Source organism: Thioalkalivibrio sp. ALE21, from assembly GCF_003208255.1.
GTDB classification, from domain to species: Bacteria; Pseudomonadota; Gammaproteobacteria; order Ectothiorhodospirales; family Ectothiorhodospiraceae; genus Thioalkalivibrio; species Thioalkalivibrio halophilus.
Map to the genome: position 1 here is coordinate 122,107 of NZ_QKMA01000006.1, position 26,145 is coordinate 148,251.

Consider the following 26,145-nt stretch of genomic DNA (forward strand, 5'->3'; position numbering starts at 1 on the left):
GCGCGCCGTAGCCTTCCACCGGCCCCGGTTCTCGGTACTTCGGAGCGCATATGGTAGGCGCCCCCGAAGGTCAAAGGAAATGGAAACCTCCGGGAAAGTGCGTCGGCAGGGTCCGGCCGAGCTCTGGCGGGCCTCTTCGCACGGTGACCCGCCGCTACAAGGACGGCGTCGGGGTACGACCCGCCTTGCGGGCATACATCTCGCGATCGGCGCGCCCCAGCAGCGTATCCGGATCACCGTCCCCCGGCCCGTCGGCCCAGCCCAGGGTCATCGCGGGCGTCACCTCGCCCGCGGCCAGCTGCGCCGGCCGGCTCACCGCTGCTTTCAGCCGCTCGCCAGCCGTGTCCGGCGAGGCCTCGTCCGCCAGCAGCACGGCGAATTCATCGCCGCCCACGCGCGCCACGCACGCGGTCTCCGGAACCGCTTCTTCCAGCCGCCGGGCCACCACCCCCAGCAGCTCATCCCCCGCAGCATGCCCCAGGCGGTCGTTCACCGGCTTGAAATGGTCCAGGTCGATGAAGGCCACCGAGAACGTTTCGCCGGTCTCGCGGCCGCGCTCGATCGCGTCCTCCAGCCGTCGATAGAAGGCACGGCGGTTGGGCAGGCCGGTCAGGGGATCGTGCGTGGCCTCGTGCTCCAGCCGACGGCCGGCTTCCTCCAGCCGGGAGGCCTGTTCACGCAGGTCATGATGCATCGCCACCAGCGTCCGGCGGGTCACCAGCGTCAGGGCCAGGGCAAACAGCACGCCGCCTCCCCCGAACACCAGCATGAACCGCTGCGTATTGGCCCCGACCTCGCGCGCACGTTCGGCCGCGGCCTCCATCTGCGCCCGCTCGTGGGCACGCAGTGCCTCGATCGATGCATCGAATTCGCGATCCAGGTCGAACAGGCGCTCACTGAGGATCGCCATCGCAGGCTCGATCTCGTCGCGCGATGCCAGGTCCACGACCTCGTCCTGCAGCTCCACGATCTCGGGGATCAGCGCATCCTGCTCCTCCAGCCGCTCGCGGGCCACCGGCTCGGTCACGCGCTCGTCCAGGGCCGCGCGAACCTCGCCGACGCTGTGGCCCCAGCGGTGGTATTCCATCAGCAGGTCGTCGCGCTCGAACGGATCATCCGTCAGCACCTGATTCACCATGGTCTGGTGCCGATTGTAGGCCGCCTCGAGCAAATCGGACGCCAGCTGGATTCGCTGGGCCCGTTCCTCGGTCATGTGGTGGAGCTCGTCCAGCAGCCGCTGGTTCTGCCAGACACTGTTGGCCACCACCACGAGCATCCCCGCCAGCAGAACCACGAATGCCAGGGTGATGGCATTCACCAGACGCCCGCCGATCCGCTTCACCCTTTGCGAAAACTGCATGCATCCCCCACGAACGACGCGCGAAATGCACTATGCGAACGCCATCACACCCCCGGCAACACAACCGCGCAAATCGGGCGGTCTTGGACGGATCCCGCCATACGGCGGCGTTCCCGGGTGTCGCGACCCGGCAAGGAGGCCACTACACTGCACGCAGGTGCGGAAGGGGACAGCCATGAGCGATGAGCCGGGCGAGACGCCGGAACGGGACAGCGAGGGCTACGAGCTGTGGTACACCCGGCGCGACGGCGAGGTGCACGGGCCGTTTCCGGCGCATCTGATCCGGCGCTACCTGATCCTCGGTCGGCTCACTCCGGACGACGAAGTCGGGCCGACGCCGCACCTGTGGTACCCGCTGCGCGAGGTACCCGAGCTGATCCCGGAGGAACTGCTGCATGCCGACACCCCGGAGGGGCTGGAACGCCTGCAGCAGGCCCGACTGCGCGAGGACGAGCGCCTGCGCGAACGCCGCGCCCCGGACGAGGACACCCCGCCGGAACTCCTCGAACGCCGCGAGGGCGAGCGGCGCCGGCCCGAGTCGCCGGAAACCCTGACCCATCGCCGGCAGTGGGTGGAGCTTCTGACCCTCCCGGCACAACAAATCCCCGCGATACTCCGCGGGCCTCGCCGCTGGGCCACGCTGGGGGCGACGCTGGCGGTGGCGATCCTCCTGCTGTGGCTGCTGCGCGAACCGCCGCCGGAGACCACCGGCCGCGACTGCTCGGCCCCGCCGGCTCCGGAGGTCAACTGGAATCGCTGCGAGATGCCGGTGGCCGACCTGCGCGAGGCGGACCTGACACGGGCCAGTCTGCGCGAGGCCCGCCTGGGCGGCGCCCGCCTGCAGGGGGCCCGGCTGGACGGGGCCCTGCTGGAGTTCGCCGACCTGACCCACGCAAGCCTCGCCGACGCACGCCTGACGGACGCCCGGCTGCGGGGCGCCACCCTGCGTGGCGCGGAGCTGGCCGGTGCGGACTTCTCGGGCGCCGACCTGCGCCATGTGGACTTTCGCGAAGCCAACCCGCAGGACGCCGAACTGAACGGCGCCCGCCTGGGCCGTGCGCTGTGGCCGGACGGCTCGCGCTGTCCGGCAGAGGCCCTCAGCACCTGCGAATGATGCGCGCTCCGGGCGGTGCCGGACAGACTGGTTTCAGGCAGCCCGATCGAGGGCGTTGCGGATGTCGGGGATGCCCTTGATCCATTAGAGCAGCGCCACACAGCCGGCGAAGATCGATGTCCCCTGCATTTGAGGGGCGACGGCGGGAGGGGCGCAGTTTAGGCTGTTCCCATATCCCTTCCACTGGAGGCAGCATGCAGCCGACGCAACCGAATACCCGCACCCGAGCCACCCTGCTGACGGGTCTGGCGGCCGGTGCCACCCTCGCGCTGACCGGCGGACAGGCCGTCGCCGGCGAGGTGGTGATGAGCGGCACGATCGATGGTGACGAACGGACCTGGGAGCGCTTCGACACGGATGACGGGGGGCCGGCCTTCTTCACCGACCTGCCAGCCGGGGCCCGCCTGTTCAACCTGCACGGGCTGCGCGACGGCAGCACGCCCAACCCCCTGGGCTCGCTGATCGTCAGCGTGACGACCTTCAACGACAACGTGGGCAGGGTGGAGGTCAGCTATTACCACGAACAGGCCGGCGGCCCCGATTTTGTGGGGAACGACCAGCTCGAGAATGTGGAGTACGAGTTCGACCGGCTGGAGGTCGACGGGGATACCGCCCGCATCAGCGGCCGGGTTTCGGGCGAGCTGCACCACCGGGAGAATCCGCTGAGCGAGGAGACGGATCCATCGCGCACGCGGTCGGTGGAGGTGGAGTTCGACACCACCCTGCCCGAACAGGAGTAGGGCCGGGGCCCGATAAAAGGACCGGGCGCCCACCCCCTGTTCGCCTGCAAGCAGGCTCCCACAGGAGAACAAGACCAGGCAGGCACCTTCGCCTGCGGGCAGGGCGGGCTCCGGTTTTACGGCAATCGACTTACATCAGATCGAAGCGATCCGCGTTCATCACCTTGTTCCAGGCATCGACGAAGTCCCAGACGAACTTCTCCGCCGCGTCGTCCTGGGCATAGGCCTCGGCCAGGGCCCGCAGCTGCGAGTTGGAGCCGAATACCAGGTCCACGCGGGTCCCGGTCCACTTCACCTCGCCGGTGGCGCGGTCACGTCCCTCGAAGCGGTCGGCCTCCTCGCCCACGGGCTGCCACTCGATGCCCATGTCGACCAGGTTGACGAAGAAGTCGTTGGTCAGCTGTCCGGGACGCTCGGTCAGCACGCCATCCTTCGAGCCCCCGTGGTTGGCATCCAGGGCGCGCATGCCGCCCACCAGAACCGTCATCTCGGGGGCCGTCAGGCCCAGCAGCTGGGCACGGTCCAGCAGCATCTCCTCTTCGGCCACGGTGAAGCGCGCCCGGCGGTAATTGCGGAAACCGTCGGCTTCGGGCTTCATCGGCTCGAAGGACTCGGCGTCGGTCTGCTCCTCGGTCGCATCCGTGCGTCCGGGGACGAACGGCACGTACACCGGGTGCCCGGCATCCGCCGCGGCCTTCTCGATGCCGGCCGCCCCGCCCAGCACGATCATGTCGGCCAGGGAGATGCGCTTGTCCCCGTACTGCTCGTCATTGAAGGACTCGCGCACGCCCTCCAGCCGGTCCAGCACCTTCGCCAGCTGCTGCGGTTCGAACGCCTCCCAGTCCTTCTGCGGCGCCAGACGGATGCGGGCCCCGTTGGCCCCGCCACGCTTGTCCGACTGACGGAAGGTGCAGGCCGAGCACCACGCCGTGGCCACCAGCTCCTGCACCGACAGACCGGTCGCGAGGATCCCGGCCTTCAGCCGTTCGGCGTCCTGCTCGTCGATCAGCACGTGATCCACCGGCGGCACCGGGTCCTGCCAGATCAGATCCTCGGCGGGGACTTCCGGTCCGAGGTAACGATCCTTCGGCCCCATGTCACGGTGCGTCAGCTTGAACCAGGCGCGCGCGAAGGCGTCGGCGAACTCCTCCGGGTTCTCCTTGAAGTGCAGGGCGATCCTGCGGTACTCGGGGTCCTCGCGCATCGCCATGTCGGCGGTGGTCATCATGATGCCCACCTTCTGCGACGGGTCCTCGGCATCCGGCGCGCGGTCCTCGTCGGCGAGGTTCTTCGGCACCCACTGCGAGGCGCCGGCCGGGCTCTTGCTCAGCTCCCAGTCGTACTTGAACAGCACCTCCAGGTAGCTCATGTCCCACTGCCGCGGGGTCGGGGTCCAGGATCCCTCCAGCCCGCTGGTGATGGTGTCGCGGCCCTTGCCGGAGCCATAGCTGCTCTTCCAGCCCAGCCCCATCTCCTCCAGCGGCGCGGCCTCCGGTTCCGGTCCCACGTGGGCGGCATCGCCCGCGCCATGCACCTTGCCGAAGGTGTGCCCGCCGGCGGTCAGCGCCACCGTCTCGTAGTCGTTCATCGCCATGCGCTCGAAGGTCTCGCGGATGTCGAATGCCAGCTTCAGCGTGTCCGGGTTGCCGTCCGGGCCCTCGGGGTTCACGTAGATCAGCCCCATCTGCACCGCGGCCAGCGGATCCTCGAGTTCGCGCTCGCCGGAATAGCGGCTCTTCGCGTGATCACTGGTCGCCAGCCACTCGTCCTCGGCACCCCAGTAGATGTCCTCTTCCGGGGCCCAGATGTCCTCGCGACCACCACCGAAGCCGAAGGTCTCGAAGCCCATGGATTCCAGCGCCACGTTGCCGGCCAGGATGTACAGGTCGGCCCAGGAGATCTTGTTGCCGTATTTCTGCTTGATCGGCCACAGCAGACGCCGCGCCTTGTCGAGGTTGGCGTTGTCCGGCCAGCTGTTGATGGGGGCGAACCGCTGGTTGCCGGTGGAGGCCCCGCCCCGGCCGTCGGCGGTGCGATAGGTCCCGGCGGCGTGCCAGGCCATGCGGATCAGCAACGGGCCGTAATGGCCGTAGTCGGCCGGCCACCAGTCCTGGGAGTCGGTCATCAGATCGGCCAGGTCCTGCTTGACCGCCTTCAGATCCAGCTGGCTGAAGGCCCCGGCATAATCGAACTCCGGCCCCAGCGGATCGGACTCGATCCCGTGCTGGTGCAGGATGCCCAGATTCAGCTGGTTGGGCCACCAGTCACGCGGACCACCGCCGCCGGCATCGTTGCGGGTACGGCTTCCGTGCATCACCGGGCACTTGCCTTCGGCGTTCGCTTTGTCTCCTGCCATCTCTCTCTCCTCGTTCGGTTGCATTCAGCAGGGAGGGCGCAAACCGGACTCCGGGTCACGGCATCGCCTTCCTCTGTCATGAGGTATAGCAGGATTGAGAATAGATGCCATTATCGTTTGCACATTGTTGTATTAGGCATCAACTATTTCGCCGCTTTGCTTCACAACCGGGCCCGGACGCGCTGCACCAGGCCGGCCGGATCGCGCAGGCCGGGCACGACCTTCGCGTGCCCGTCGGCATCGACCACCGTGACCTTGCCGAAGCCCAGGCGCCGTCCCAGCCAGTGCTGTTTCACCCCGATGTCGCCGACTCGCTTGAGATCGAAGCGCACCGCGCGCTGCCACAACAGCCCGCTGGCCACGTGGAGGTAACGATCGGTCAGCACCGCCTCGGAGTTCACGAAACTGGCCAGCCCCCGAATCGCCAGCCCCGGCAGGACCACCAGGTAGAGCACTGCGGCCGCGCCCAGGCCCCACACCCCGAGCGGGCCGATAGCCAGCAGCGCCGTGATCCCCAGCACCCCCAGCGCCGGCAGAAACACCGCCCAGTGGGCGTTGGTCTCCAGCTCCACATGCGACCCGGGCTCCAGCTCTTCGCGCAGTTCGATGGAACGCCGCCCCAGGATCACCAGCAGGCTGATCAGCACTGCCGGCGGCAGCAGCAGGATGCCCGCCACCAGCAGCATGTTGCCGACGCGCGCCCCGGACCACGCGACCCCGGCCACCAGGGTGATGACCGCCGAGATCATCAGCGCGGCCGCCAGCATCCACAGCGCCCGGCGCACGCGCTCGCCACGGCAGACCTCGCGCGCCGTGCGCCCGCCCGGCCACCAGCGGATCAGCGCCGCTGCCAGTGTCAGCGGCAGCAGCACCACGAACGCCGCCACGAACCCGAGGGAACTGCCACCTCGAACCAGCATGGCCCCCAGCAGCGAGATCACCGTTGCCACCGCCAGGATCAGCGGCATCTGCCGCCCCAGTCGTGCCCAGAAACCCTGCGCCATCAAGCCCTCTCGCGATCATCCGTTCCCGAAAAAGGACGCCAGTCTATCAGCGAACGGCTTATTCCTCGGCGGCCGGCGGCTCGGCCGCGCCCGAGAACCCGGGTCCGCGCACGTCCTCGATCTCCCAGCCACGATCCATGTCGCGTCCGGTCACCCACCAGTCATGCACGTGCAGGCGCAGCGGCCCGCGCACCCGTTCCTCGAAGCGCGACGGCAGGACATACGGCCCGACTTCCTCGTACTCCAGGAACGTGGTGTCCACGTGCGCCCCCTGCGTGCGTTCGAAGCCCTCCAGCGTGATGTGTACGCGGTAGAGCCGGTCGGTCTCCGGATGGATCCACATCACCACCTCGTCGCGTTCGGCAAAGCCGAAGCCCGGTTCGATGGTCGCCAGCACCCGATGGTAGCCCACGCCATCCTCGCGCCGGTCCGGCAGGCGCTGCAGATCGGTGGCGCGGTGCTTCACGAAACTGGGGCCGAAATGGAACAGCTCGCCGGCGTCGATGGTCATCGCGGTGGCGGCGACCCGGTCCGGATCGGTCTCGAACTCCCCGTTGTAGTACACGCTGATCGTGCCCTCGTGGCGAAACACGTGCTTCACCCCCTCGGGGCCGGTGTACTCGCGCACGTAGAGCGAATCCGCCGGGCGATAGCGTTCTTCCGAGCGTCCGCGGAAACCGGTATCCGCCACCAGCGGCTGCACGCGCTGTATCATGCGTCCCCATTCGCCGTCGGTGGCCATGTTGAAGTCGCGCGGGTCCTCGCGCAGATCACCCCCGTGGGCCTCCAGCGTGCGCTCGAACAGGGTCTCGGCCGACAGCCCGTCGGCGAACTCGCGCTCCGGCGCGGGCTCCGGAAAGGCGCGCCCGCAGCCCGCCAGCAACAGAATCAGTCCCGCCACACCCGCAAGCCGCCAGCCCGCGGCCACTGTCCGTCCCGTCCGTACCATGGCGATCCTCCCCTGCGTGCGACCCGGGCCCTGCGGCCCGGTATCCGTCTACTCGGGATCCGGGGGCACGCCGGAAAGTTCCACGTGCTCGGACCCCACGAACTCCCACAGCTCCGGCATCAGCCGCTCCATGCGCTGCTGGATCGCATCGGACACCAGCAGCGTGTGGTCGATCCCCTCGGTCCGGCCGAAGATCGAATGGGTCAGCTCCTCGCGGGTCCGCACGCGGTTGCGGATGTCGTCCAGCAGCCGCTGGAACTCCGACGGCGTGGGCTGCACACCCAGCGCCCGGAACAGCTCCCCGAGGCCGCACATCAGGCCCTCCGCCTCCGGCCCCAGGCCGAAGTCCTCCGGGCGGTAATCCGCCTCGCCCACCGAGGCGCGCGGAACCCACACGCTGAAACCGACCTTCTTCAATGAATGATAGACCGGTTCTTCCGAGATCAGGACCAGCATCAGCCGCTCCCGACTGGCCACGAACGACGCCCCGCCCATGGACCACTCGCGATCGACCACGAAGCGGTACAGCCGCAGATGCTCGCGGAAGTCCGCCGCCTGCAGCTGATCCAGGATCAGGATGGTGCGTTCGCCCTCGGAGTACGCACAGGCACTGGAGACCTCGCGGTCGAAGGCCGGGATCGGCGGTTCCTCGACTCCGTCCTCCTCCGGGTTGGACGGCGGCTGCGCCGTCGGTGCCGGATCATGCGCCTGGGTGAAGTCGTGATACAGCACGTGCGGGACTTCCAGTGCCGCGGCCAGGGCGTTGGCGAAAGCGGTCTTGCGCCGCCCCGAGTCCCCCTCCACGTTCAGCGTGGGGATCGAACCGCCCGCCCGGGCCAGCACACAGTCCACATGATGGGCATAGTCGATATTCGATTCGAAGCCGTTGTCGGCCATCCGTTCGCGCAGTGTCTTCATGGGCCTTCCTCGTGGCCTGCCTTCCCCTCAAGGATACTTTCCCGCTGGCCGGCAGGGGTAGGGAACCGGCCCCCCGGCAGACGTCGAGCGGCCGCAGCGTGTTCCAGTCGATGGAACGAACCCGAAACAATCCATGAACTCGGTTCACAAATCGTTCCGGGTTCGCTAGCCTGCAGCGTCATGGGAACCGAAGACCGCAAGCAACGCGAGCGCCAGGCACGCGAACAGTTGTTCATCGACAAGGCCCACGAGCTGATCCGCACGGACGGCCTGCTGGCCCTGCAGATGTCGAAGCTGGCCGCCGCCTGCGAATACGCCACGGGCACGCTGTACCAGCACTTCGCCTCCAAGGAGGACCTGCTGGCCGCGGTGGCGACGCGCACCACCATCCAGCACGCCGAACGCTTCCGCCGGCTGCCGGAGCTGCCGCTGGGCACGCGCTCGCAGATGCTGGCGATCGTACTGACCGACCTCGATTTCGCCACCGCCAACCCGGACCACTACCGCCTGATGCAGTACCTGCTCACCGAAGCGGTCTGGGCGCAGATCTCGCAGGAACGCCGGGAGGCCCTGCTCACCGCCGCCCAGCCCATCAGCGATGCCGTGAGTGGCGTGGTGGAAAGGGCCCGGGAAAAGGGGGACCTTCCCGCGGCACGGGAGATCTCCGCCGAAGAGATGGGGCTCGGCCCCTGGGCCCTGAACCAGGGCATGCAGAGCCTCGCGAATGCCCGCGGCCTGCTGGAGGCCTATGACATCGGCCAGCCGCTGGATCACCTGATCCGGCACTTCCACGCCCTGATGACCGGCTGGCGCTGGGAGCCGCGCGTGGACCCCGACGAACCTTCGGTGGTGCGCGCGGAGACCGAGCGCGTGCGCGCCGTGCTGCAGGAGACCTTCCAGTGAGTCGCCGTTTCTTCTACATGCTGTTCGGCGTGGCCGTGGTACTGGGCGGGATCTTCGGGTTCAAGGCCTTCATGGACCAGCAGATCGCCGCATATTTCGAAGAGATGCCCGAACCCGAGGCCACCATCAACGCGGCCACCGTCGAGACCGACGCGTGGACGCCCGAGACCCGCGCCATCGGCAGCCTGGAGGCGGTGCGCGGCGCGACCCTGAGCTTCCAGAGCCAGGGCCTGGTGGATCGCATCCGGTTCTCCAGCGGCACCGAGGTCGCCGAAGGCGAGACCCTGGTGGAGCTGGACACCGCCCTCGACCGCGCCGAGCTGGAGAGCCTGCAGGCCGCGGCCATGCTGGCCGAAAGCGAGCTGCAGCGCGCCCGCGGGCTGGCCGAGCGCGACAGCATCTCCGACTCCGAACTGCAGCGCCGGCAGACCGAGGCGGAACAGGCCCGCGCCGCCGTGCGCTCGCAGGAAGAACGCATCCGACAGAAGAGCCTGCGCGCCCCGTTCGACGGCCAGCTGGGCATCCGCCAGATCGACGAGGGCCAGTTCGTCGGCCCCGGCGATCCCGTGGTCGAACTGCAGACCCTGGATCCGATCCACCTCAACTTCACCCTGCCCGAGCGACGCCTGAGCGAAGTCGAACCGGGCCAGGAAGTGCGTATCCGGACCGATGCGCACGACGCCGTTTTCACCGGCGTCATCACCGCCATCGAGCCGCGGGTGCGTCCCGCGTCGCGCATGTTCCGCGTGCAGGCCACCCTCGACAACGAGGACCACCGCCTGCGCCCGGGCCAGTTCGCCCGCGTGACGCTGCAACGCGGCGAGGCCGAGGAAGCCCTGGTGGTGCCGCAGACCGCCATCCGCCATGCCCCGTGGGGCCAGTCGGCGTTCGTGGTGTTCGAGGACGATGACGGACAGAAGCGGGTGGAACAGCGCCTGGTCGAGACCGGCGAACGGCGCGGCGACCTGATCCGCATCCGCGACGGGCTGGAGGAAGGCGACACCGTGGCGGCCAGCGGCCTGCTCAAGCTGCAGAACGACGCCCCGGTGAACATCACCGAAGACGCCCAGCCGGATGCCGAGCGCGACCCGCGCCCGGACACTCGCTGACCCGGGCCGCGACCATGCGTTTCACCGACGTCTTCATTCAGAAACCGGTGCTGGCCACGGTGGTCAGCCTGTTCATCCTGCTGTTCGGCATCCGCGCGGTGGTGGACCTGAACGTCCGCCAGTTCCCCGAGGTGCAGAACGCGGTGGTGACCGTCAGCACCTCGTATATCGGCGCGGAAGCCGACCTGGTCGAGGGCTTCATCACCACCCCGATGGAGCGCGAGGTCGCCGAGGCCGAGGGCATCGACTACATCGTCTCCTCCAGCATGGCGGGCACCAGCACGGTGCAGGCGCACCTGGAGCTGGACTACGCCCCCAACGAGGCGCTGACCCAGATCTCCGCGCAGGTCGACAAGATCCGCTCCGAGCTCCCGGCCGAGGCCGAGGACCCCGTGGTGGACCTGTCGGTGGGCGACGACGTCGCGGCGATGTACCTGTCGTTCTATTCCGAACAGCTCGACAACAACCAGATCACCGACTACCTCGTGCGCGAGGTCCAGCCGGAGCTGTCCACCGTCAACGGCGTGCAGCGCGCCGAGATCCTCGGCGGCGAGGCGTTTGCCATGCGGGCCTGGCTGGACGCCGACCGCATGGCCGCGTACGGGGTCAGCGGGCGCGACGTGCGCCAGGCACTGGAGGGCAACAACGTGCTCTCCGCGGTCGGCCAGACCCGGGGTTCGATGGTCAGCCTCGACCTCACCGCCGACACCGACCTGCAGAGCGTCGAGGAATTCGAGCAGCTGGTACTGTTCGAGGCCGACGGCGACCTGGTGCGCCTGGCCGACGTGGCCGAGGTAGAACTGGGCTCGGAGACCTACGACTCCTCGGTGCGCTTCAACGGTCAGGCGGCCACCTTCATGGGGATCGAGCTGGCGCCGGACGCCAACGCCCTGGACGTAATCGCCGAGGTGCGCGAGGTCTTCGGCGAGCGCGTGGAACCACGGCTGCCGTCGGGGCTGAACGGCGAGATCGTCTACGACTCCACCGACTACATCGAGAGCGCGATCAACGAGGTGCTGATCACCATCGCCCTCGCGCTGCTGATCGTGCTGGTGGTGATCTACCTGTTCCTGGGCTCGCTGCGCAGCGTGATCATCCCCGCGGTGGCGGTGCCACTGTCGCTGGTCGGCACCTTCATGCTGATGCTGCTGATGGGCTTCTCGCTCAACCTCCTGACGCTACTGGCGATGGTCCTGGCGATCGGCATCGTGGTGGACGACGCGATCATCATGCTGGAGAACATCTCGCGGCATATCGAGGAGGGGATGTCGCGCATGGAGGCCGCGCTGCAGGGTGCGCGCGAGCTGGCCTGGCCGATCGTGGCGATGTCCACCACGCTGGTCGCGGTGTTCCTGCCGCTGGGCTTCATCGGCGGGCTGACCGGCACGCTGTTCATCGAGTTCGCCTTCACCCTGGCGGCCACCGTGGTGATCTCGGGCATCGTCGCCATCACCCTCTCGCCGATGATGTGCTCGAAGATCCTGCGCCACGGCGACGGCCAGCGGCGCGGGCGCATCGAGACCTGGCTGGACGACCGCTTCGACGGCCTGCGCCGGCGCTACCGGCGGCGTCTGCACGGGGCCCTCAGCGACCGGTTCACCATCGCGGTGTTCGGCGCCATCGTGCTGGTCTCGTGCTATTTCCTGTTCGTCACCTCGCAGTCGGAACTGGAACCGCCCGAGGATCAGGGCTTCGCCTTCTCCATCATGGAGGGCGACCCGCACATGGGCATCGACTACCTGGAGCGCAACACGGCGCTGACCGACCGCCTGTTCGACGAAATCCCGGAGATGGACAACATCTTCATCGTCAACGGCTTCGGCGGCGGCCCGGGCATGGCCGGCGCGACCAACCAGGCGCTGGGCGGCTTCGTCATGAGCCCGTGGGAGGAGCGCGAGCGGGATACCGACACGATCCTGGAAGAAGACCTGCAACCGGCGCTGGACCGCATCCCGGGGCTGGAGGTGTTCGCGGTCCAGCCACCGCAGCTGCCGACCCCGGGCGACGGTGCGCCGGTCAGCGTGGTGTTCAACTCCACGGCCTCGTTCGAGGAACTCGAGACCTTCACTGACGAGATCACCGAGCGCGCGATGGACACCGGGCGCTTCATCTTCCTGGATACCGATCTCGACTTCGACAAGCCGCGGGTGGACCTGAAGATCGACCGCGAGCGCGCGGCCCAGCTCGGCATCGACATGACCACGCTGAACGCCGACCTCGCCACGTTCCTCTCCGGGGGCTACACCGGGCGCTTCGCGATGGAGAACCGCAGCTACCGGGTGATCCCCCAGGTGCAGCGCTCCGACCGCCTGACCCCGGAGCAGCTGGAGGAGCTGTTCACCCGCACCGCCGACGGCACGCCGGTGCCGCTGTCCAGCATCGTGACCCTCGAGGAGAGCGTCACCCCGCGCCAGCTGAACCGCTTCCAGCAGCTCAACGCCGTGACCCTGCAGGGCGTGCCGGCCCCGGGCGTGACCCTGGGCGAGGCGCTGGAGCTGATCGACGAGATCGCCGCCGAGGTGCTGCCGCCGGACGTGAACGTGGACTACGCGGGTGAATCCCGCCAGCTGAAGGCCGAGGGCGGCGACCTGGTGGTGACGTTCTTCTTCGCCCTGCTCGTGATTTTCCTGGTGCTGGCCGCGCAGTTCGAGTCGTTCCGCGACCCGCTGATCATCCTCACCACGGTGCCAATGTCCATCGCCGGCGCGCTGATCTTCATCAGCCTGGGCGTGACCTCGCTGAACATCTATACCCAGGTGGGCCTGCTGACGCTGATCGGCCTGATCGCCAAGCACGGCATCCTGATCGTGGAGTTCGCCAACCAGCTGCAGCGCCAGGGACACCCGCTGCGCGACGCGATCGAGGAGGCCGCCAGCCTGCGCCTGCGGCCGATCCTGATGACCACCACCGCCACCGTGGTGGCCATGGTGCCGCTGCTGATGTCCACCGGCGCCGGCGCCGGCTCGCGCTTCGCCATGGGGCTGGTGATCGCCGCCGGCATGGCCATCGGCACGCTGTTCACCCTGTTCGTGGTCCCGGCGATCTACACCTACGTCGCCCGCGACCACTACGCCGACAGCCTCGCCGCTACCCGGTAAGTTCCTTGAGGATGCGTGCGTGGATGTCGCGGTCCTCGTCCTTGCTCAGCACGAAGCGGATGTAGCGCACCGACTCCAGATGCGGGGTCCGGTGCACTACCGTCTCCAGAGCGACACGCGCCGCGTCCTCGACGGGGTAACCAAACGCCCCGGTGGACAGCGCCGGGAACGCGATGCTGAAGATCCCCGCCTCCTCGGCGCGCGCCAGGGCCTCGCGATAGCACGAGGCCAGCAGGCGACTGGCCGGTTCGTCACGCCCGTACACCGGACCGAGGCAATGGATCACGTAACGGTTCAGCAGCCGGTGCCCATCCGTTATGACCGCCTGTCCCGGCTCGATCGGCGCCAGCGGCTCGCACTCACGTTCCAGCTCCGGCCCCGCCGCATGGTGGATGGCGCCGGCCACGCCCCCGCCCGGGCGCAGCCAGGCATTGGCCGCGTTGACGATGGCGTCCATGTCGTGCTGCTCGACGATGTCACCGGTAACGCACTCGATCTTCACTCCCCGAACCACAACCTGCATCATTCTTCCCCCGTCTTTCCCTGATCATTTCCGTCTCAAGCATAGGCCAGCCAACCGGCCCCGTACACGCCACCCCGGTCCCGTAGGAGGCCAGCCCCTGGCCGACCCGGCGCAGGAGATTCCCCGAACGCACAATCGGCCGGAGGGCCGGCCTCCTACCGGGGGCAGGGCCCCATCCGTCGTAGGAGGCCAGCCCCCTGGCCGATCCGACGCCCCGCAGGAGGCCAGCCCCCTGGCCGATCCGGCGTCACGTCCGGAGCAGCAATTCCACCGGCCGCCGGGGCGTCGCCCGCGGGGTCCCGTCCGGGCGCCCCAGCGCGAACAGCAGCTGCGGATGCCCGCGGCCCAGCTGCTCTGCCAGCTCCGCACGTCGCTCCGGCAGCTGCAGCGGCTGATTCAGATAGCGCGCGCAGAACCCGTGACGCGCGGCCTCCAGCAGCACCCGCTGCAGGCCCTGCCCGGCGGCCAGCGACTGCATCGGCCCGTCGATCCCCGTCCCCAGCGCCAGCAGGACCGGCGCCCCGCTCGCCACCCGAGCCTCGGCACGGGCCATCCGCCGGGGCGACACCAGCCGGCGCACGGCCCAGCGGGTCAGACCGCCGGTGAAGCGCCCCACCGGCAGCCCGTCGCCTGCGGCCGCCGGGCGCATCCAGTGCGCCAGCTCCGCCCGCCAGGCCGGGTTGCGCCACTGCTCACGCGTCGCCTCCCGCACCAGCCGTACGATCTCGCGACGCGGCTCCGTCCCGGTCACCGGCCGCAACCAGACGCCCTCCTGGCGCGCCGCGGCGACCAGCGCATCCACCACCTCCGGCGGCACCGGGTCCGGACGGAAACGTCCGCGCCACGAGCGGCGCCGAGGGATCCACTCCTTCAGTAGCGGCAGCGTCTGCAGATCGGCGCCTGCGTGGGTCGTGTTCAGCAGGCGCACGTACGGTCCGGGACCGGCCTGTTCCGGACGCACGTTCAGCCCCCGGCCGTCAGCCGCCGCAGCCACCCGCAGGTTCATCACCGCGCAGCCCACGCTGATCACCCGCTCGCGCCCGCCGGGATCGGAGACCGGCAGGACCCGCTCCGGGTCGGTCCAGACCTCCACCCCATCACGCGCCACGCGGAACCGCCACGGCTGGCTGTTGTGCGACGACGGGGCCTGCGCGGCAAGCTCCAGCCAGTTCCGGATGACGGGGTCGAGATCCATGGGGTCATGCCTCTTCGATCAGGGAACGGGTGCGCGCCGCAATAGCATCGGCCGGATGCGCCATGGCCTCCTCCAGAGACAGGCTCCCGTCACACAGGGCGCGCGCATCGGTCAGGCCCAGCGCGGCCAGTTCGCCCGCATCGGCGTCCACGGAACCGGCCACCGCCGCTACCGGCACGCCCGGCCCCCCGGCGCGACGCAGCACCTCGGCCACCACCTTGCCATGCGCGGTCTGGCCATCCAGCCGGCCCTCGCCGGTGATCACCCGGTCCGCCTCGCGCATCGCCGCATCCAGACCGATCAGGTCGGCCACGTACGTCGCCCCCATGCGCGCGGTCCCGCCCAGCACGCAGCCCAGCGCGAAGCCCAGCCCGCCGGCCGCCCCGGCACCCGGTGCATCCACCGGCCGCTGCAGCCATCCGGCGGCCTCGATGACCCCCGCCAGGCGCTGCATGCAGGCATCCATCGCCGCGACGTCGTCCACCGCCAGGCCCTTCTGCGGTCCGAACACCGCCGCCGCCCCCTGCGGGCCGATCAGCGGGTTGTCCACGTCGCTCAGCAGCGTGATATCGACCTCGCCCAGGCAAGGATCCAGCTCCGCGAAATCGGCCTGCACGAGGGCCCCCAGCGCCGCCGGATGCGGCGCCAGCGCACATCCGTCCGCATCCCGGAACCGCACGCCCAGTGCTGCCAGCAGGCCCGCGCCCCCGTCCACCGTGCCACTGCCGCCCAGGCCCACCAGCAGATGCCGGGCCCCCGCATCCAGCGCCGCGCGCATCAGTTCGCCCACGCCCCGGGTATCCAGCTGCCAGGGATCGCGGCGCCCCGCGGGGATCCGGTCGAGACCGCAGGCCGCGGCGACGTCCAGCACCGCCCGGCGACCCTGCGGGTCCAGTCCCCAGCCGGCCTGCAGCGCCGTTCCGTCGGGGCCGGTGACCCGCGCCTGGCGCCATTCCCAGCCCGCCGCCCGGCTTACACGCCATGCGGTGCCCTCGCCGCCATCGGCCATCGGCAGGGCTTGCACCCGGGCATCCGGCCGCGCCGCAAGCACGCCGCGCACCATCGCCGCGGCCACCTCCTCCGCCGCCAGACTGCCCTTGAAACTGTCCGGGCACACCACCACCCGCAGCGGCTCCGCCAAGCTCCCCTCCCGAGTCCGCGACCTGTCACGTCCGTCCGTTGCCACACCCCTCATTATGGACGATGGCACAACGAACCTTCGCCTGACCCACGGCTCGAACGTATATGGACATCCCGCTGCTGATCATCGGCCTGCTGCTGCTCGCCACCCTGGCCGCCTTCTTCGCCGGCGTGCTGCCATATCCCGTTGGCTGGATCATCCTCGGGATCGCGTTCATCGGCCGGTGGCTGCATCTGCGAACCCGCGGCGGCAACTGATACGTTGGTCCCATCGAATTCACGACACGGAGAAGCGACATGAGTGATCTGGAAGGCAAGGTCATCGCCATCACCGGCGGCGCCGGGGGCATCGGCGAGAGCACGGCGCGCAAGCTGTATGAACAGGGCGCCAGCCTGGTCATCACCGACCGCGAGGCGGGCCCGGTGGAAGACATCGCCCGCTCGCTCGGCGAGCGCGCGGTGGGCCTGGCAGTGGACGTGACCCGGCGCGAGGACAACGAGCGCATGGTCGCCACCGCCCTGGATCGTTTCGGCCGCCTCGATGGCGTGTTCCTCAACGCCGGGATCGAGGGCGAGATCGGTCCGTTCGACAGCCGCACCGATGCCGCCTGGGACAAGGTCTTCGCCGTCAACGTGCAGGGCGTGCGCCTGGGCGCGGAGGCGGCCCTGCCGGCACTGCGCCGCGGCAACGGCGGCAGCATCGTCATCACCTCCAGCGTGGCTGGACTGCGCGGCTTCGGCGGTCTCTCGCCGTACGTATCCAGCAAGCATGCGGTGGTGGGCATGATGAAGTGCCTGGCCGCCGAACTCGGGCCGGAGAACATCCGCGTCAACACCCTCAACCCGGGCCCGGTCGCCAACCGCATGATGGAATCCATCGAAGAACAGGCGAACCCCGGCCATGCCGACGAGGTGCACCAGTCCTTCGAGGCGCGCATCCCGCTGGGTCGCTACGTCAACAACGAGGAATGCGCCGGCATGGCCGCGTTCCTGCTGTCCGACGCCGCCTCCGGCTGCACCGGCAACACCTACGTCGTCGACGGCGGCCTCTGCTCGCAGTAACCCGGGGCCCTAACCCGTCGCGCGCATGCCGCCGCCTCCGCCACCACCCGGTGGCGGGGTCCAGACGTTGCGAAAGGCCTGGTGGGTGTTCTGCGGGAGATCGCGCGAGAAGCGCAGCTGAACGCCTCCGTCCGTGCGTACCGCATGGATCCGCCCGCGCTGGATGCGGTACTGGCGCGCCACGTCCTCGCAGCCGCGCAGAAACGCCCTCGGCGGCTTGCCGCGCCGCGCACGGGCGGTGCCGTCACGCAGCTCCACCGTAAACACCAGCCGTGCGTGCCACAGCATCAGCGCGATGCCCAGCGCCAGCACACCAAACATGAAGAGTAACGTGAGCAGCATAGTGGATTGCACGACAGGACAAGGGAAACACTGATCACGTGCGGCTCCGCGGGCGAACAATCGAGCGTCATGTTGACTTCACGGGCCATGGAGTCGCTGGTCAGGGGGCTCCGATATACCCTGCCAGAACCAGCTCCAGCAACACCAGACGGGCCCGAAACGTACGCTCCGGCCAGACAATGGTCAGAGCCGCCAGCAGCCGGGCCGGTTACAGGCTGCGCACGATCCGCTCACTCCCGGATCGCAGCGATGCCACGACCTGATGCGTCTGCTCGGGGTCTTTCGGGCGGGCCACCACGGCCCAGCCGCCGTGCTCCAGCGTACGGCCGACCACCTCGATGACATGCCCCTGGTCCAGCCGGATCGCCAGCGCGGCACCCGCCATGAGGCCGAGCAACGCGCCCACACCGATACCCGGATCGGCGAGCATGCCGGGGGCTCCACCACTCCCCGCCAGGAACGCGAACAGCACGCCGCCCGTCAGCATGCCGAGTCCACCCATCATGACATGGGCCCTGATCGACGTCCGACGGAGACCCCGGGCCTCGGGCGCAATGGCATGGTTGAGAATAGCGCGCCGCTCCGTCTCGCCGTTGGGCGGCCCCAGCACCGTGATCTGCGAGGCCGTCAGGGTGGAACCGTCCAGCAACGTTCGCGCCGCCTCTTCTGCGCCTGCGCACGAACCGAACAGACCCGCGACCTTCGTTACCGAGCGTTCTCCGAAGAACAGGCTCTTCAGGGTGAACATGGTGGTCTCCTGCCAGCCTGCGGCCAGCGGCAAGATGAGTGGTTGCGGCCGGCATGCTGTCCGTCAATGCCTGACCACACTCCCTCATCCTTGACACCCGCCGACCGGAACTCTGTTCGGAAGCGCACATTGATGCCCGACAGCAGCGCTTCGATGACTGCCCCGCAGGGCCTGTGCGGGATTTCAGTGCCAATCAGGAAGGGGGTGCAGTCTGTTTCGGAATCAATCACCTGCGGTGGCCGATTCCGGCGGCACATCCATGCGCCGCCCGGAAACGCCGGTAAATCAGTGTTTACTTGAATGATCAGAATTTCCGCTTCAGGGGTCTGTTTGCGCCCGATTCAACGTCTATCTTCGGAGAGATTCCGGAGATTATCGTGGTCCGACTCCGTTATTTCCTGTTGTTTCAATGGTTGTTACGGCTGGCAAGGCGGCAGGCTTCTCGCCGGGGGAAGGGGCAAACCGGCCATTCGATTGCTACAGGGAGAACTGGCATGTCAGCAAGACAACAAGTCACGGAACTGCTGCGCAGCGCTGACGTCGAGGTCGGCGGCGAGCGGCCCCGGGATATTCAGGTCCACGACGAGCGGCTGTATCAGAGGATTCTGGCCGAGGGGTCGCTTGGCGCCGGCGAGGCCTATATGGACGGCTGGTGGGACGTCGAGCGGCTCGACGAGCTGTTCTTCCGGACCCTCCGGGCGCGCCTGGAGCGCAAGCTGCGCAGCCCGGCGGTGCTCGGCCGGGTGCTGCTGAGCCGGCTCGCCAATGAGCAGAGCCGAAGGCGTTCGCGGCGGGTCGCGGAGCAGCACTACGACCTTTCGAACCGGCTCTACGAGGCGATGCTCGGACCGACCATGCAGTACACCTGCGCCTATTACGGCCCCGACGGGGCCAACGCGACGCTGGACGCGGCACAGCGCGCGAAACTGGAGCTCATCGCGCGCAAGCTGCATCTGGAGCCGGGCATGCGTGTGCTCGAGCTGGGCGGCGGGTTCGGCGAACTGGCCCGGTTTCTGGCTGCCGAGCACGGATGCGAGGTGGACAGCTACAACATCAGCCGCCAGCAGGTGGAGTACGCGAGGGGACTCTGCGAGGGGCTGCCGGTCGATGTCCGGCAGCAGGACTACCGCGAGGCGGCCAGGGAATCCCGGCAATACGATCGTGTGGTGAGCATCGGCCTGATGGAGCACGTCGGCCCGCAGAACTTTCGCGCCTTCTTCGAGCTCGCGCGCGCCCGCCTGAAGCCGGGCGGCCTGATGCTGCTGCACACCATCGGGGGCAACGTAAGCCGCAGGAGTACCGACCGCTGGATCGCCAAATACATCTTCCCCGGTGGCGTGATTCCGTCCGAGGCGCAGCTCACCCGGGCCAAGGAGGGTCTGTTCGTGCTCGAGGACTGGCACAACTTCGGACCGGACTACGACCGCACCCTGATGGCCTGGGACGCCAATTTCGTCGCCGCCTGGCCGGAGCTGAAACAAAGCGAAGGGCTGGACGAGCGCTTCTACCGGATGTGGCGCTATTACCTGTTGAGTTGTGCCGGCGCCTTCCGGGCGCGGAAACTGAATCTCTGGCAGCTCGTGCTCAGCCACGGCGATCTGCCGCGTTACGAGCCGGTCCGATGAGCAGCGCCGCCCGGGAAGCCCACCGCGATCGGGTGGAGGCGATGGCTGCGGCGCTGGCCGGGTCCGACGGGCCGGTGCGCCTCAGAAAGTCCACCAGCAACCTGTTCAGGCCGCGAGAGGAAGCCCGCCGCACGGAGATCGACGTGGCTTCGCTCAACCACGTGATCGAGATCGACGCCGCGGCCGGCGTCGCCGAGGTGGAGGGCATGACGACCTATGCCGACGTGGTCGACGCCACCCTGCCGTACGGCCTGGCACCGGCCATCGTGCCGGAACTCAGGAGCATCACGGTCGGCGGCGCGACCACCGGGGTCGGCATCGAGTCGGGGGCGTTCCGTTACGGCCTGGTGCACGACACGGTGGAAGAGCTCGACGTCATGGTGGCCGACGGGCGCGTGTTGACCTGCTCGCGCGAGCAGCGCCCGGAACTGTTCTACGGCTTTCCGAACTCCTACGGCAGCCTCGGTTACGCCACGCGGGTCCGGCTGCGGCTGATCCGGGTGCAGCCTTATATCCGGCTGGAGCACACCCGCTTCCACGATCCCGAGGAACTGTTCGCGGCGATCGCCGAGGAATGCGCGCACCCGACCTGCGCGTTCCTCGATGGCGTCTACTTCGCCCCCGGCGATTTCGTGCTCACCCGCGCGCATTGCGTGGAATCGCCGCCGGCGGACACCGAGGCCAGCGACTACACCTGGATGCGCCAGTACTGGCAGAGCCTGCGCGAGCGGCGCGAGGACTATCTGAGCATCCACGACTACCTCTGGCGCTGGGACACCGACTGGTTCTGGTGCAGCCGGAATGTCGGCGCGCACCTCAAGCCGGTGCGGCTGCTTCTGGGGCGCAAGCGCCTGTCGAGCGTGACCTACCAGAAGATCATGCGCGCCAGCCGCCGCTGGCCGCTGAGCCTGCTCCACGCCGTGCGCCCGCGCAGCGAGGCAGTGATCCAGGACGTCGACATCCCGATCGGCAACGCCGCGGCGTTTCTGGCCGATTTCGAGGCCGAGATCGGCATCCGCCCGGTGTGGATCTGCCCGTTTGTCGTGCCCGAGGCCGGGTTCTCGTTGTTCCAGCTGCGTCCCGATACGGCGTACATCAACTTTGGCTTCTGGGACATCGTCCGCTCCAGCGAGCCCGACGGCTATTACAACACCCGGGTCGAGGAACTGGTCGCGAAACATGGCGGCAAGAAGAGCCTGTACTCGCGCAGCACCTACGACGAAGCCACCTTCTGGCAGAACTACGACCGCGAGGCCTACGAGGCCCTCAAGCGCGAGTACGATCCCGAAGGGCGCTTTCCCGGACTCTATGAAAAGGCGGTGAAACGGGGCTGAGGCCGGTGTGGCCTCCAGGCGAAACTGCCCTTCGACCCCCGTTCTGTTGCGCGTCGGAAAATCGGGGATGCCCGGACGATCGCCACGATGTTCACCACGATGGCCGCGAACAGCTCGTACACGTTGTGGCGTGGCGCCCGGGCGCAGATGGGTGTTCTTGGGAAGCCCCCGGGCCCTCGTGCGCCTGGAGGCTGCGCCACACCGTGCGCTAGAACTCGATGTCGTAGCGCAGCTCCTCGTCCGGCTGACGCAGGAAGTTGCCCTGCACCAGGTCGACCTGCGACTGCCACAGCAGGGCCAGGCCGTCTACGTCCTCGACATAAGCCGCTATGGTGCGCGCGCCGCTGTCACGGGCCGTATTCAATAGCGTCTCCAGGCGTGTGAGCTTGTCGGCGGCATCGTGCAGCCCGTGGGTCAGGGGGCGGGCCACCTTTACATAGTCCGGTCGCAGGCTGCGCAGGAGCTGGGCCGGTTGCTCGCTGGAAAGCCCGAAGTGCTCGACGGCAATCCCGACCTGTAGATCACGCAGTGCCTCGGTCATTCGTTCGGCCTGTTCCGGCTCCGCCACAATGTCTTCCTCTGCCAGTTGCAGTACCAGTGCCCGAGCCGGGAGGCCGGCATGCGCAAGGGTGCGACCAAGCCAGGCGGGCAGTTCCTGGTCGCGCAGCGACCCGCGCGAGAGTTTTACGAAGAACACCGAGTCCGGATGGGTGCGCAGCCGGGCGCCCAGGATGTCCACCGCGTTCGCCAGCACCCAGCGATCCAGCGCCCTGTCGAGGTCCACGTATCCGGCCATGTTCACGAACGGGCCGGGTAGCTGGGTGTGGCCTTCCGGATCGCGAATCCGAAGCAGGACTTCGTAGCGCTCGGCATTGTCGGAGCCGGCGATATTGGCGATAGGCTGATATACAAGGAACAAGCGTTGTTCCTGAATCGCCCCGGTAATCACCTCGCGCCAGTCCTCCTGTGCATTACCGCACTCCGGTGTGTTCAGCGTCGGGTCCAGCTGGATGCGATTACCGCCTTCGCTGCGTGCCTGTGCGCAAAGCGCCAGTGACCGGTCCACTGCGTCCGGTGCGGGTGTCTCCGCAAGGGCGGTGATGCCGATACTGACCCCGGAGGAGGGTGCGTGACTCGCGGCACCATGAAGGGCCGGGATTCGTGCGTACAGGGCGTCGCCCCAGTCCGAAAGCGCGTCCGTGTCGGCTCGATGCAGCAGGACCAGGATGGTGTTCTCGCTGAACCGGGTGGTGCGCTCCCCGGGGACGAGACTCGCCGAGATTCGCCCCAGCAGGCGACGTTGAAGCACGGTAAAACCGGCCGCCCCATGGTCGCGAATCAGACTGGAGGCCTCGTCCCATTCGACACAGGCCAGGGCGACGATGCCGGGCTCGGTAGCCAGCTCCGCGCGCCAGTGATCCAGCAGAGGCGTCAGATCACGGGATTGCAGGGTGGCGGGGGCGCGGGCGGCGCGGCGCCGACGGCGACAGAGACGGGCCTCGCCACTCACCTGTTCCGGTGCCGCTTCGGGCGGCTCGAGCGCGGCATCTTCGTGAGCTGCAAGGAGAACGCGCGGGATGTCGAACAGCGTGGGATCCTGGGCAAGGGCCCGAGAGAGCGCTGCGGCCTTGTCGGCCGCAATGTCCGCATCGATCACAATGACCTCGGGCAGGCTCTCCAGCGCGTGGCCAGGAACGTCCTCTTCCGGCGCGACGCTTTGGATGCCAAGGGCCGGAGACTCCTGCAGCGCGCGGGCCAGGGAGGTCGACTGCCCCGTCGTGACCAGCATGACCCGCCACGGGTCCCATGGGCTGGAGTCCACCAGACCCTCCAGTGTTGCCGCCAACTCGGAAGGGATCGTGGGCATCGTCAGGACCGCATCCCAGTCGTCGGCCGTTGTCGAATGTTCGCCATCCCCCGTGTCCTGAAGGACCAGGATATTGGGGAGCCTGATGGCGTCGTCGGGTACCGACGGGCCTGGTGGATCCGCCAGGACTACGCGTGAGTGGGGTGTCACTGCGGGGCTGGAATCCGCGGCCTCCTGCAGGTTGGCGAAGGTGTCCACGTGGAAGCCGGAAGCTGCCAGCTGCAGCGCCAGCTCGTCACGGGCGACCCCGGCGGGGCCGAGCAGCTGGACCTTCAGGCGGTCGGGAACCGGAGTACGTGCATCACCCGCCTCCGATTCCACCGGAACCCCGTCCGATCCGGCAAGATCCTCCGGGAGACTCGCTTGCAGACGAAGGATCAGGGCACCGATGGTTTCCTGTTCATTTCGCGTTGGAGGCAGCGGGCTCTGAAGGTGCTGGGCTACGCGTTCGTCAATGCGCCGGGCGGTGTTCAGACACTCCTTCAGCGGAGTTCCAGCCAGGCCACTGGCAATCACCCGGGTCAGGGGACGCATCTCGCCCAGGTCCACATGGCGGCAGCCCCGCTGCCGGATCGTGTACCAGCGGTCGGCGAGCTGAGCCACCAGACGCGGCAGCTCGTGCATGAAATCCTGACTGGAGTTACCGTCCGAGTGGTTGTGCACGGCCCCCGATTGCGGGGTGCTGCCGGATGGGTCGGCCATGAGCTTCGAACTCCTTTCTGGTGTACGGCAACAACTATAAACAACCACTCAAACAATGTGTAAACCCTCCGGCTCTCGCGAGTTATGGTCAAGTCTGGTGTATGAGCCATGGCTGGTTCAGGCGGCGCTCCGGTCGGTGATGGAGGATCCCTCGTCGTTGGTCGGTTCGGTCTGCTCGATGCCGTCGATGAACGTCACCCCGTTGCGGGTCACGCAACCCCGGGTCTTGGCAGTGCGTAGCCGCACGGTGGCGAAGGTCGATTCGATCGGGTTGGTGGTGCGGATCGACTGCCAGTGCGGGGCCGGGAAGTCATAGAACGCCAGCAGGTCTTCCCGGTCCTTGGCCAGCGTATCGGCGGCTTTCGGGTACTTGTCGCCGTAGGCGGCCAGGAAGGCGTCGAAGGCCTGTTCGGCGTCGGCGCGGGTTTCGGCCATCCAGATTGCCTGCAGGGATGATTTCGCCTTCGGCTGGCTGCGTTTGGGCAGCCTGTTGAGCACATTGGCAGTCTTGTGGACCCAGCAGCGCTGGCGGCGGGTGTCCGGGTAGACCCGGGGCAGGGCCTTCCAGAAGCCCAGCGCGCCATCGCCGATGCCGGTCTGGACCCGGCGCTCCGGCTGCTAGCCATTGCGCACCACCGCCCGGCGACCGTCCGGCAAGCGATCCTCCGCGTAGCTCTCCATGAACGTCTGCAACTCCGCCTCCACCGCTTGCTCAATCAGGTCCCGCGCTCCTCGGCGCAGCAGATCGGTCAACGGGTCCTCTGGTCCGTTCGGCAGGTCTGTCGTATCGTGAGCCATGGTGGCGTATCTCCTCTGGCTGGCTGGTTGGTCGCACTTCCATTCCAGCCGGATACGCCGCCTTCCTCAATCCCCCCGTACACCACTTTCGACAGTAACTCCCCCGCAGCTCAGTGACCCCGGAGCTGCAGTTTGCTAACGGTACGGCATTGCCGTATCATTGAGTGATGCTTACGGTTGTGGAAACGGAATTCTTCAGCCGCCTCGTATCGGACTACTGGAACGAATCCGATCGCGAGGCATTCGCGGCGTACCTAGCATGCAATCCGGATGCCGGCGACGTCGTACCGCGTTCAGGCGGACTGCGAAAAATACGCTGGTCACGCCCCGGGATGGGCAAGCGTGGCGGCGTGCGAGTGATCTACTACAACCGGATGGCGAAAGGGGAAATCTGGTTGCTGCTGATCTACGCCAAGAGCGCCGACGACAACATTCCGGCGCATGTGCTCAGCAAGCTGAGAGAGGCATTGGAATATGACGAAGACTGACCAGGAACTTCGCGAACGCGATGCCCACCGGGACATCGGCCGGGAGCTGCTGGAATCGGTTCAGCAAATGAAGGCCGGTCAATCAGGCCGCGTATGGATCGTCGATGCGCCCGACATTGCGCGTATCCGCATGAAAGTCGGCCTGACCCAGACTTGTTTCGCGCGACTGCTTGGCGTATCACCCCGCACGCTCCAGGACTGGGAGCAGGGCCGGCGCACCCCTTCGGGCTCCGCGCAAACTCTGTTGAAGATCGCCGACCGCCATCCCGACGTATTAAGGGAACTGGCAGCCTGACGCGGCAGCTACTCGGCAAAACGCAAGGTTTGCCCCCCGACGTCCGCACGTATCCCGTAGCAACGGAGATCGCCCCACGCCCGTTCCCCGCCGAGGCTGGGACCCTACCACTGTAGGAGGCGAGCCCTCTCGCCGATCGGGCGTATCCAGCGCCCCGTCGCCCGAAGGGCTGGGCTCCTGCGGGAGGAGGGGCTGCTGCGGCATGTAAATGTCGGGTCCCGGCTGTTTGTATACATGTTTACGAAATAAATCGGGGCGTTCCTGTTGCCAGGCCTTGAGTGTCTCAACCGGCGTTCGATGCCCCAGCGCTTTCTGCCCGATCTGATGGTTGTAAAGGCGCTGGTAGTCCTGGAGGGTGTCCTTCAGATGTTCTCCCGAGCCGAAGCGCCGGGTCCGCAGCAAGTCGGCGATGCGGCCGTTGAAGCGCTCCACCATTCCGTTGGTCTGCGGCCGTTTCGGCCGGATCAGACGATGC

Annotated in this window: 23 protein-coding genes and 2 pseudogenes; 11 read left to right on the forward strand and 14 right to left on the reverse strand. The window is 67.9% G+C overall.

Annotation, left to right across the window (positions count from 1 at the left end):
- Positions 1-154: 154 nt before the first annotated feature.
- Positions 155-1,360 (reverse strand): diguanylate cyclase, encoded by a 1,206-nt coding sequence (locus tag D893_RS07400; RefSeq protein ID WP_110619464.1) that lies wholly within the window; start codon positions 1,358-1,360, stop codon positions 155-157.
- 175 nt (positions 1,361-1,535) lie between these two features.
- Between D893_RS07400 and D893_RS07405 the strand changes: the two genes are divergently transcribed.
- Both D893_RS07405 and D893_RS07410 read left to right on the forward strand, forming a co-directional pair.
- A complete protein-coding gene (locus D893_RS07405; RefSeq protein ID WP_110619465.1) occupies positions 1,536-2,474 on the forward strand; it encodes a pentapeptide repeat-containing protein in 939 nt (312 codons plus the stop codon).
- Between the two features lie 194 nt (positions 2,475-2,668).
- On the forward strand, positions 2,669-3,214 hold the full coding sequence (locus D893_RS07410; protein ID WP_110619466.1) for a hypothetical protein: 546 nt from the start codon (positions 2,669-2,671) through the stop codon (positions 3,212-3,214).
- 130 nt (positions 3,215-3,344) lie between these two features.
- On the opposite strand, the gene katG is transcribed toward D893_RS07410, so the two are convergent.
- The 4 genes from katG to D893_RS07430 form a co-directional block, all read right to left on the reverse strand.
- On the reverse strand, positions 3,345-5,570 hold the full coding sequence (gene katG / locus D893_RS07415) for a catalase/peroxidase HPI (protein WP_110619467.1): 2,226 nt from the start codon (positions 5,568-5,570) through the stop codon (positions 3,345-3,347).
- 161 nt (positions 5,571-5,731) lie between these two features.
- Positions 5,732-6,574: a PH domain-containing protein gene (locus D893_RS07420; RefSeq protein WP_077244900.1), complete on the reverse strand. Its 843-nt coding sequence runs from the start codon at positions 6,572-6,574 to the stop codon at positions 5,732-5,734.
- Between the two features lie 58 nt (positions 6,575-6,632).
- Positions 6,633-7,523 carry a hypothetical protein gene (locus D893_RS07425; RefSeq protein WP_244263472.1) on the reverse strand — a complete coding sequence of 297 codons (891 nt, stop codon included), beginning with the start codon at positions 7,521-7,523 and terminating at the stop codon, positions 6,633-6,635.
- 48 nt (positions 7,524-7,571) lie between these two features.
- Positions 7,572-8,441: a hypothetical protein gene (locus D893_RS07430; protein WP_110619468.1), complete on the reverse strand. Its 870-nt coding sequence runs from the start codon at positions 8,439-8,441 to the stop codon at positions 7,572-7,574.
- Positions 8,442-8,621: 180 nt separating this feature from the next.
- On the opposite strand from D893_RS07430, the gene D893_RS07435 reads away from it, so the two are divergent.
- The 3 genes from D893_RS07435 to D893_RS07445 are packed head-to-tail and all read left to right on the forward strand — an operon-like array spanning position 8,622 to position 13,551.
- The gene (locus D893_RS07435) at positions 8,622-9,344 is read left to right on the forward strand and encodes a TetR/AcrR family transcriptional regulator (RefSeq protein WP_018947895.1); all 723 of its coding nucleotides are present in this window, start codon (positions 8,622-8,624) and stop codon (positions 9,342-9,344) included.
- On the forward strand, positions 9,341-10,453 hold the full coding sequence (locus D893_RS07440; protein WP_110619469.1) for an efflux RND transporter periplasmic adaptor subunit: 1,113 nt from the start codon (positions 9,341-9,343) through the stop codon (positions 10,451-10,453). Before D893_RS07435 ends, D893_RS07440 begins: the two co-directional genes overlap by 4 nt.
- A gap of 14 nt (positions 10,454-10,467) precedes the next feature.
- Complete coding sequence (locus D893_RS07445) at positions 10,468-13,551, forward strand: efflux RND transporter permease subunit (protein ID WP_110619470.1); 3,084 nt, start codon at positions 10,468-10,470, stop codon at positions 13,549-13,551.
- Here the strand turns inward: D893_RS07445 and D893_RS07450 are convergent.
- From D893_RS07450 to D893_RS07460, 3 genes are all read right to left on the reverse strand, one after another.
- On the reverse strand, positions 13,541-14,074 hold the full coding sequence (locus tag D893_RS07450) for a macro domain-containing protein (protein ID WP_026289076.1): 534 nt from the start codon (positions 14,072-14,074) through the stop codon (positions 13,541-13,543). The two genes, D893_RS07445 and D893_RS07450, sit on opposite strands and share 11 nt — an antisense overlap.
- 247 nt (positions 14,075-14,321) lie before the next feature.
- Positions 14,322-15,269 carry a nitroreductase family protein gene (locus D893_RS07455; RefSeq protein ID WP_110619471.1) on the reverse strand — a complete coding sequence of 316 codons (948 nt, stop codon included), beginning with the start codon at positions 15,267-15,269 and terminating at the stop codon, positions 14,322-14,324.
- A 4-nt stretch (positions 15,270-15,273) separates the two neighbouring features.
- Positions 15,274-16,410, reverse strand: a complete 1,137-nt coding sequence (locus D893_RS07460; protein ID WP_110619472.1) for a glycerate kinase — start codon at positions 16,408-16,410, stop codon at positions 15,274-15,276.
- Positions 16,411-16,514: 104 nt separating this feature from the next.
- On the opposite strand from D893_RS07460, the gene D893_RS13805 reads away from it, so the two are divergent.
- Both D893_RS13805 and D893_RS07465 read left to right on the forward strand, forming a co-directional pair.
- A complete protein-coding gene (locus D893_RS13805; protein WP_168409933.1) occupies positions 16,515-16,667 on the forward strand; it encodes a hypothetical protein in 153 nt (50 codons plus the stop codon).
- A 39-nt stretch (positions 16,668-16,706) separates the two neighbouring features.
- Positions 16,707-17,471 carry an SDR family oxidoreductase gene (locus D893_RS07465; protein ID WP_018947902.1) on the forward strand — a complete coding sequence of 255 codons (765 nt, stop codon included), beginning with the start codon at positions 16,707-16,709 and terminating at the stop codon, positions 17,469-17,471.
- 9 nt (positions 17,472-17,480) lie between these two features.
- Here D893_RS07465 and D893_RS07470 read toward each other — a convergent pair whose 3' ends face one another.
- Entirely contained in the window at positions 17,481-17,813 is a 333-nt protein-coding gene (locus D893_RS07470) for a DUF3634 family protein (protein WP_018947903.1), read from the reverse strand.
- Positions 17,814-18,021: 208 nt separating this feature from the next.
- Positions 18,022-18,561 carry a hypothetical protein gene (locus tag D893_RS13915; RefSeq protein ID WP_018947904.1) on the reverse strand — a complete coding sequence of 180 codons (540 nt, stop codon included), beginning with the start codon at positions 18,559-18,561 and terminating at the stop codon, positions 18,022-18,024.
- A gap of 494 nt (positions 18,562-19,055) precedes the next feature.
- On the opposite strand from D893_RS13915, the gene cfa reads away from it, so the two are divergent.
- Together cfa and D893_RS07485 are read left to right on the forward strand one after the other, a co-directional pair.
- Positions 19,056-20,186, forward strand: coding sequence for a cyclopropane fatty acyl phospholipid synthase (gene cfa / locus D893_RS07480; RefSeq protein ID WP_018947905.1), 1,131 nt, complete (start codon positions 19,056-19,058; stop codon positions 20,184-20,186).
- Positions 20,183-21,520 carry an FAD-binding oxidoreductase gene (locus tag D893_RS07485; RefSeq protein WP_110619473.1) on the forward strand — a complete coding sequence of 446 codons (1,338 nt, stop codon included), beginning with the start codon at positions 20,183-20,185 and terminating at the stop codon, positions 21,518-21,520. Before cfa ends, D893_RS07485 begins: the two co-directional genes overlap by 4 nt.
- Before the next feature lie 208 nt (positions 21,521-21,728).
- On the opposite strand, the gene D893_RS07490 is transcribed toward D893_RS07485, so the two are convergent.
- The 3 genes and pseudogenes from D893_RS07490 to D893_RS13920 all read right to left on the reverse strand — a co-directional run bounded on the left by D893_RS07490 (position 21,729) and on the right by D893_RS13920 (position 24,887).
- Positions 21,729-23,993: an EAL domain-containing protein gene (locus D893_RS07490; RefSeq protein ID WP_110619479.1), complete on the reverse strand. Its 2,265-nt coding sequence runs from the start codon at positions 23,991-23,993 to the stop codon at positions 21,729-21,731.
- A 213-nt stretch (positions 23,994-24,206) separates the two neighbouring features.
- Positions 24,207-24,680 (reverse strand): annotated as a pseudogene (locus tag D893_RS07495) (transposase); the annotation flags it as partial.
- 27 nt (positions 24,681-24,707) lie between these two features.
- Complete coding sequence (locus D893_RS13920) at positions 24,708-24,887, reverse strand: hypothetical protein (protein WP_246863892.1); 180 nt, start codon at positions 24,885-24,887, stop codon at positions 24,708-24,710.
- Positions 24,888-25,054: 167 nt separating this feature from the next.
- On the opposite strand from D893_RS13920, the gene D893_RS07500 reads away from it, so the two are divergent.
- Entirely contained in the window at positions 25,055-25,375 is a 321-nt protein-coding gene (locus tag D893_RS07500; RefSeq protein WP_110619474.1) for a transcriptional regulator, read from the forward strand.
- A complete protein-coding gene (locus tag D893_RS07505) occupies positions 25,362-25,670 on the forward strand; it encodes a type II toxin-antitoxin system MqsA family antitoxin (RefSeq protein WP_110619475.1) in 309 nt (102 codons plus the stop codon). Before D893_RS07500 ends, D893_RS07505 begins: the two co-directional genes overlap by 14 nt.
- A gap of 210 nt (positions 25,671-25,880) precedes the next feature.
- Here the strand turns inward: D893_RS07505 and D893_RS07510 are convergent.
- Positions 25,881-26,145: pseudogene (locus tag D893_RS07510) on the reverse strand (integrase core domain-containing protein); the annotation flags it as partial.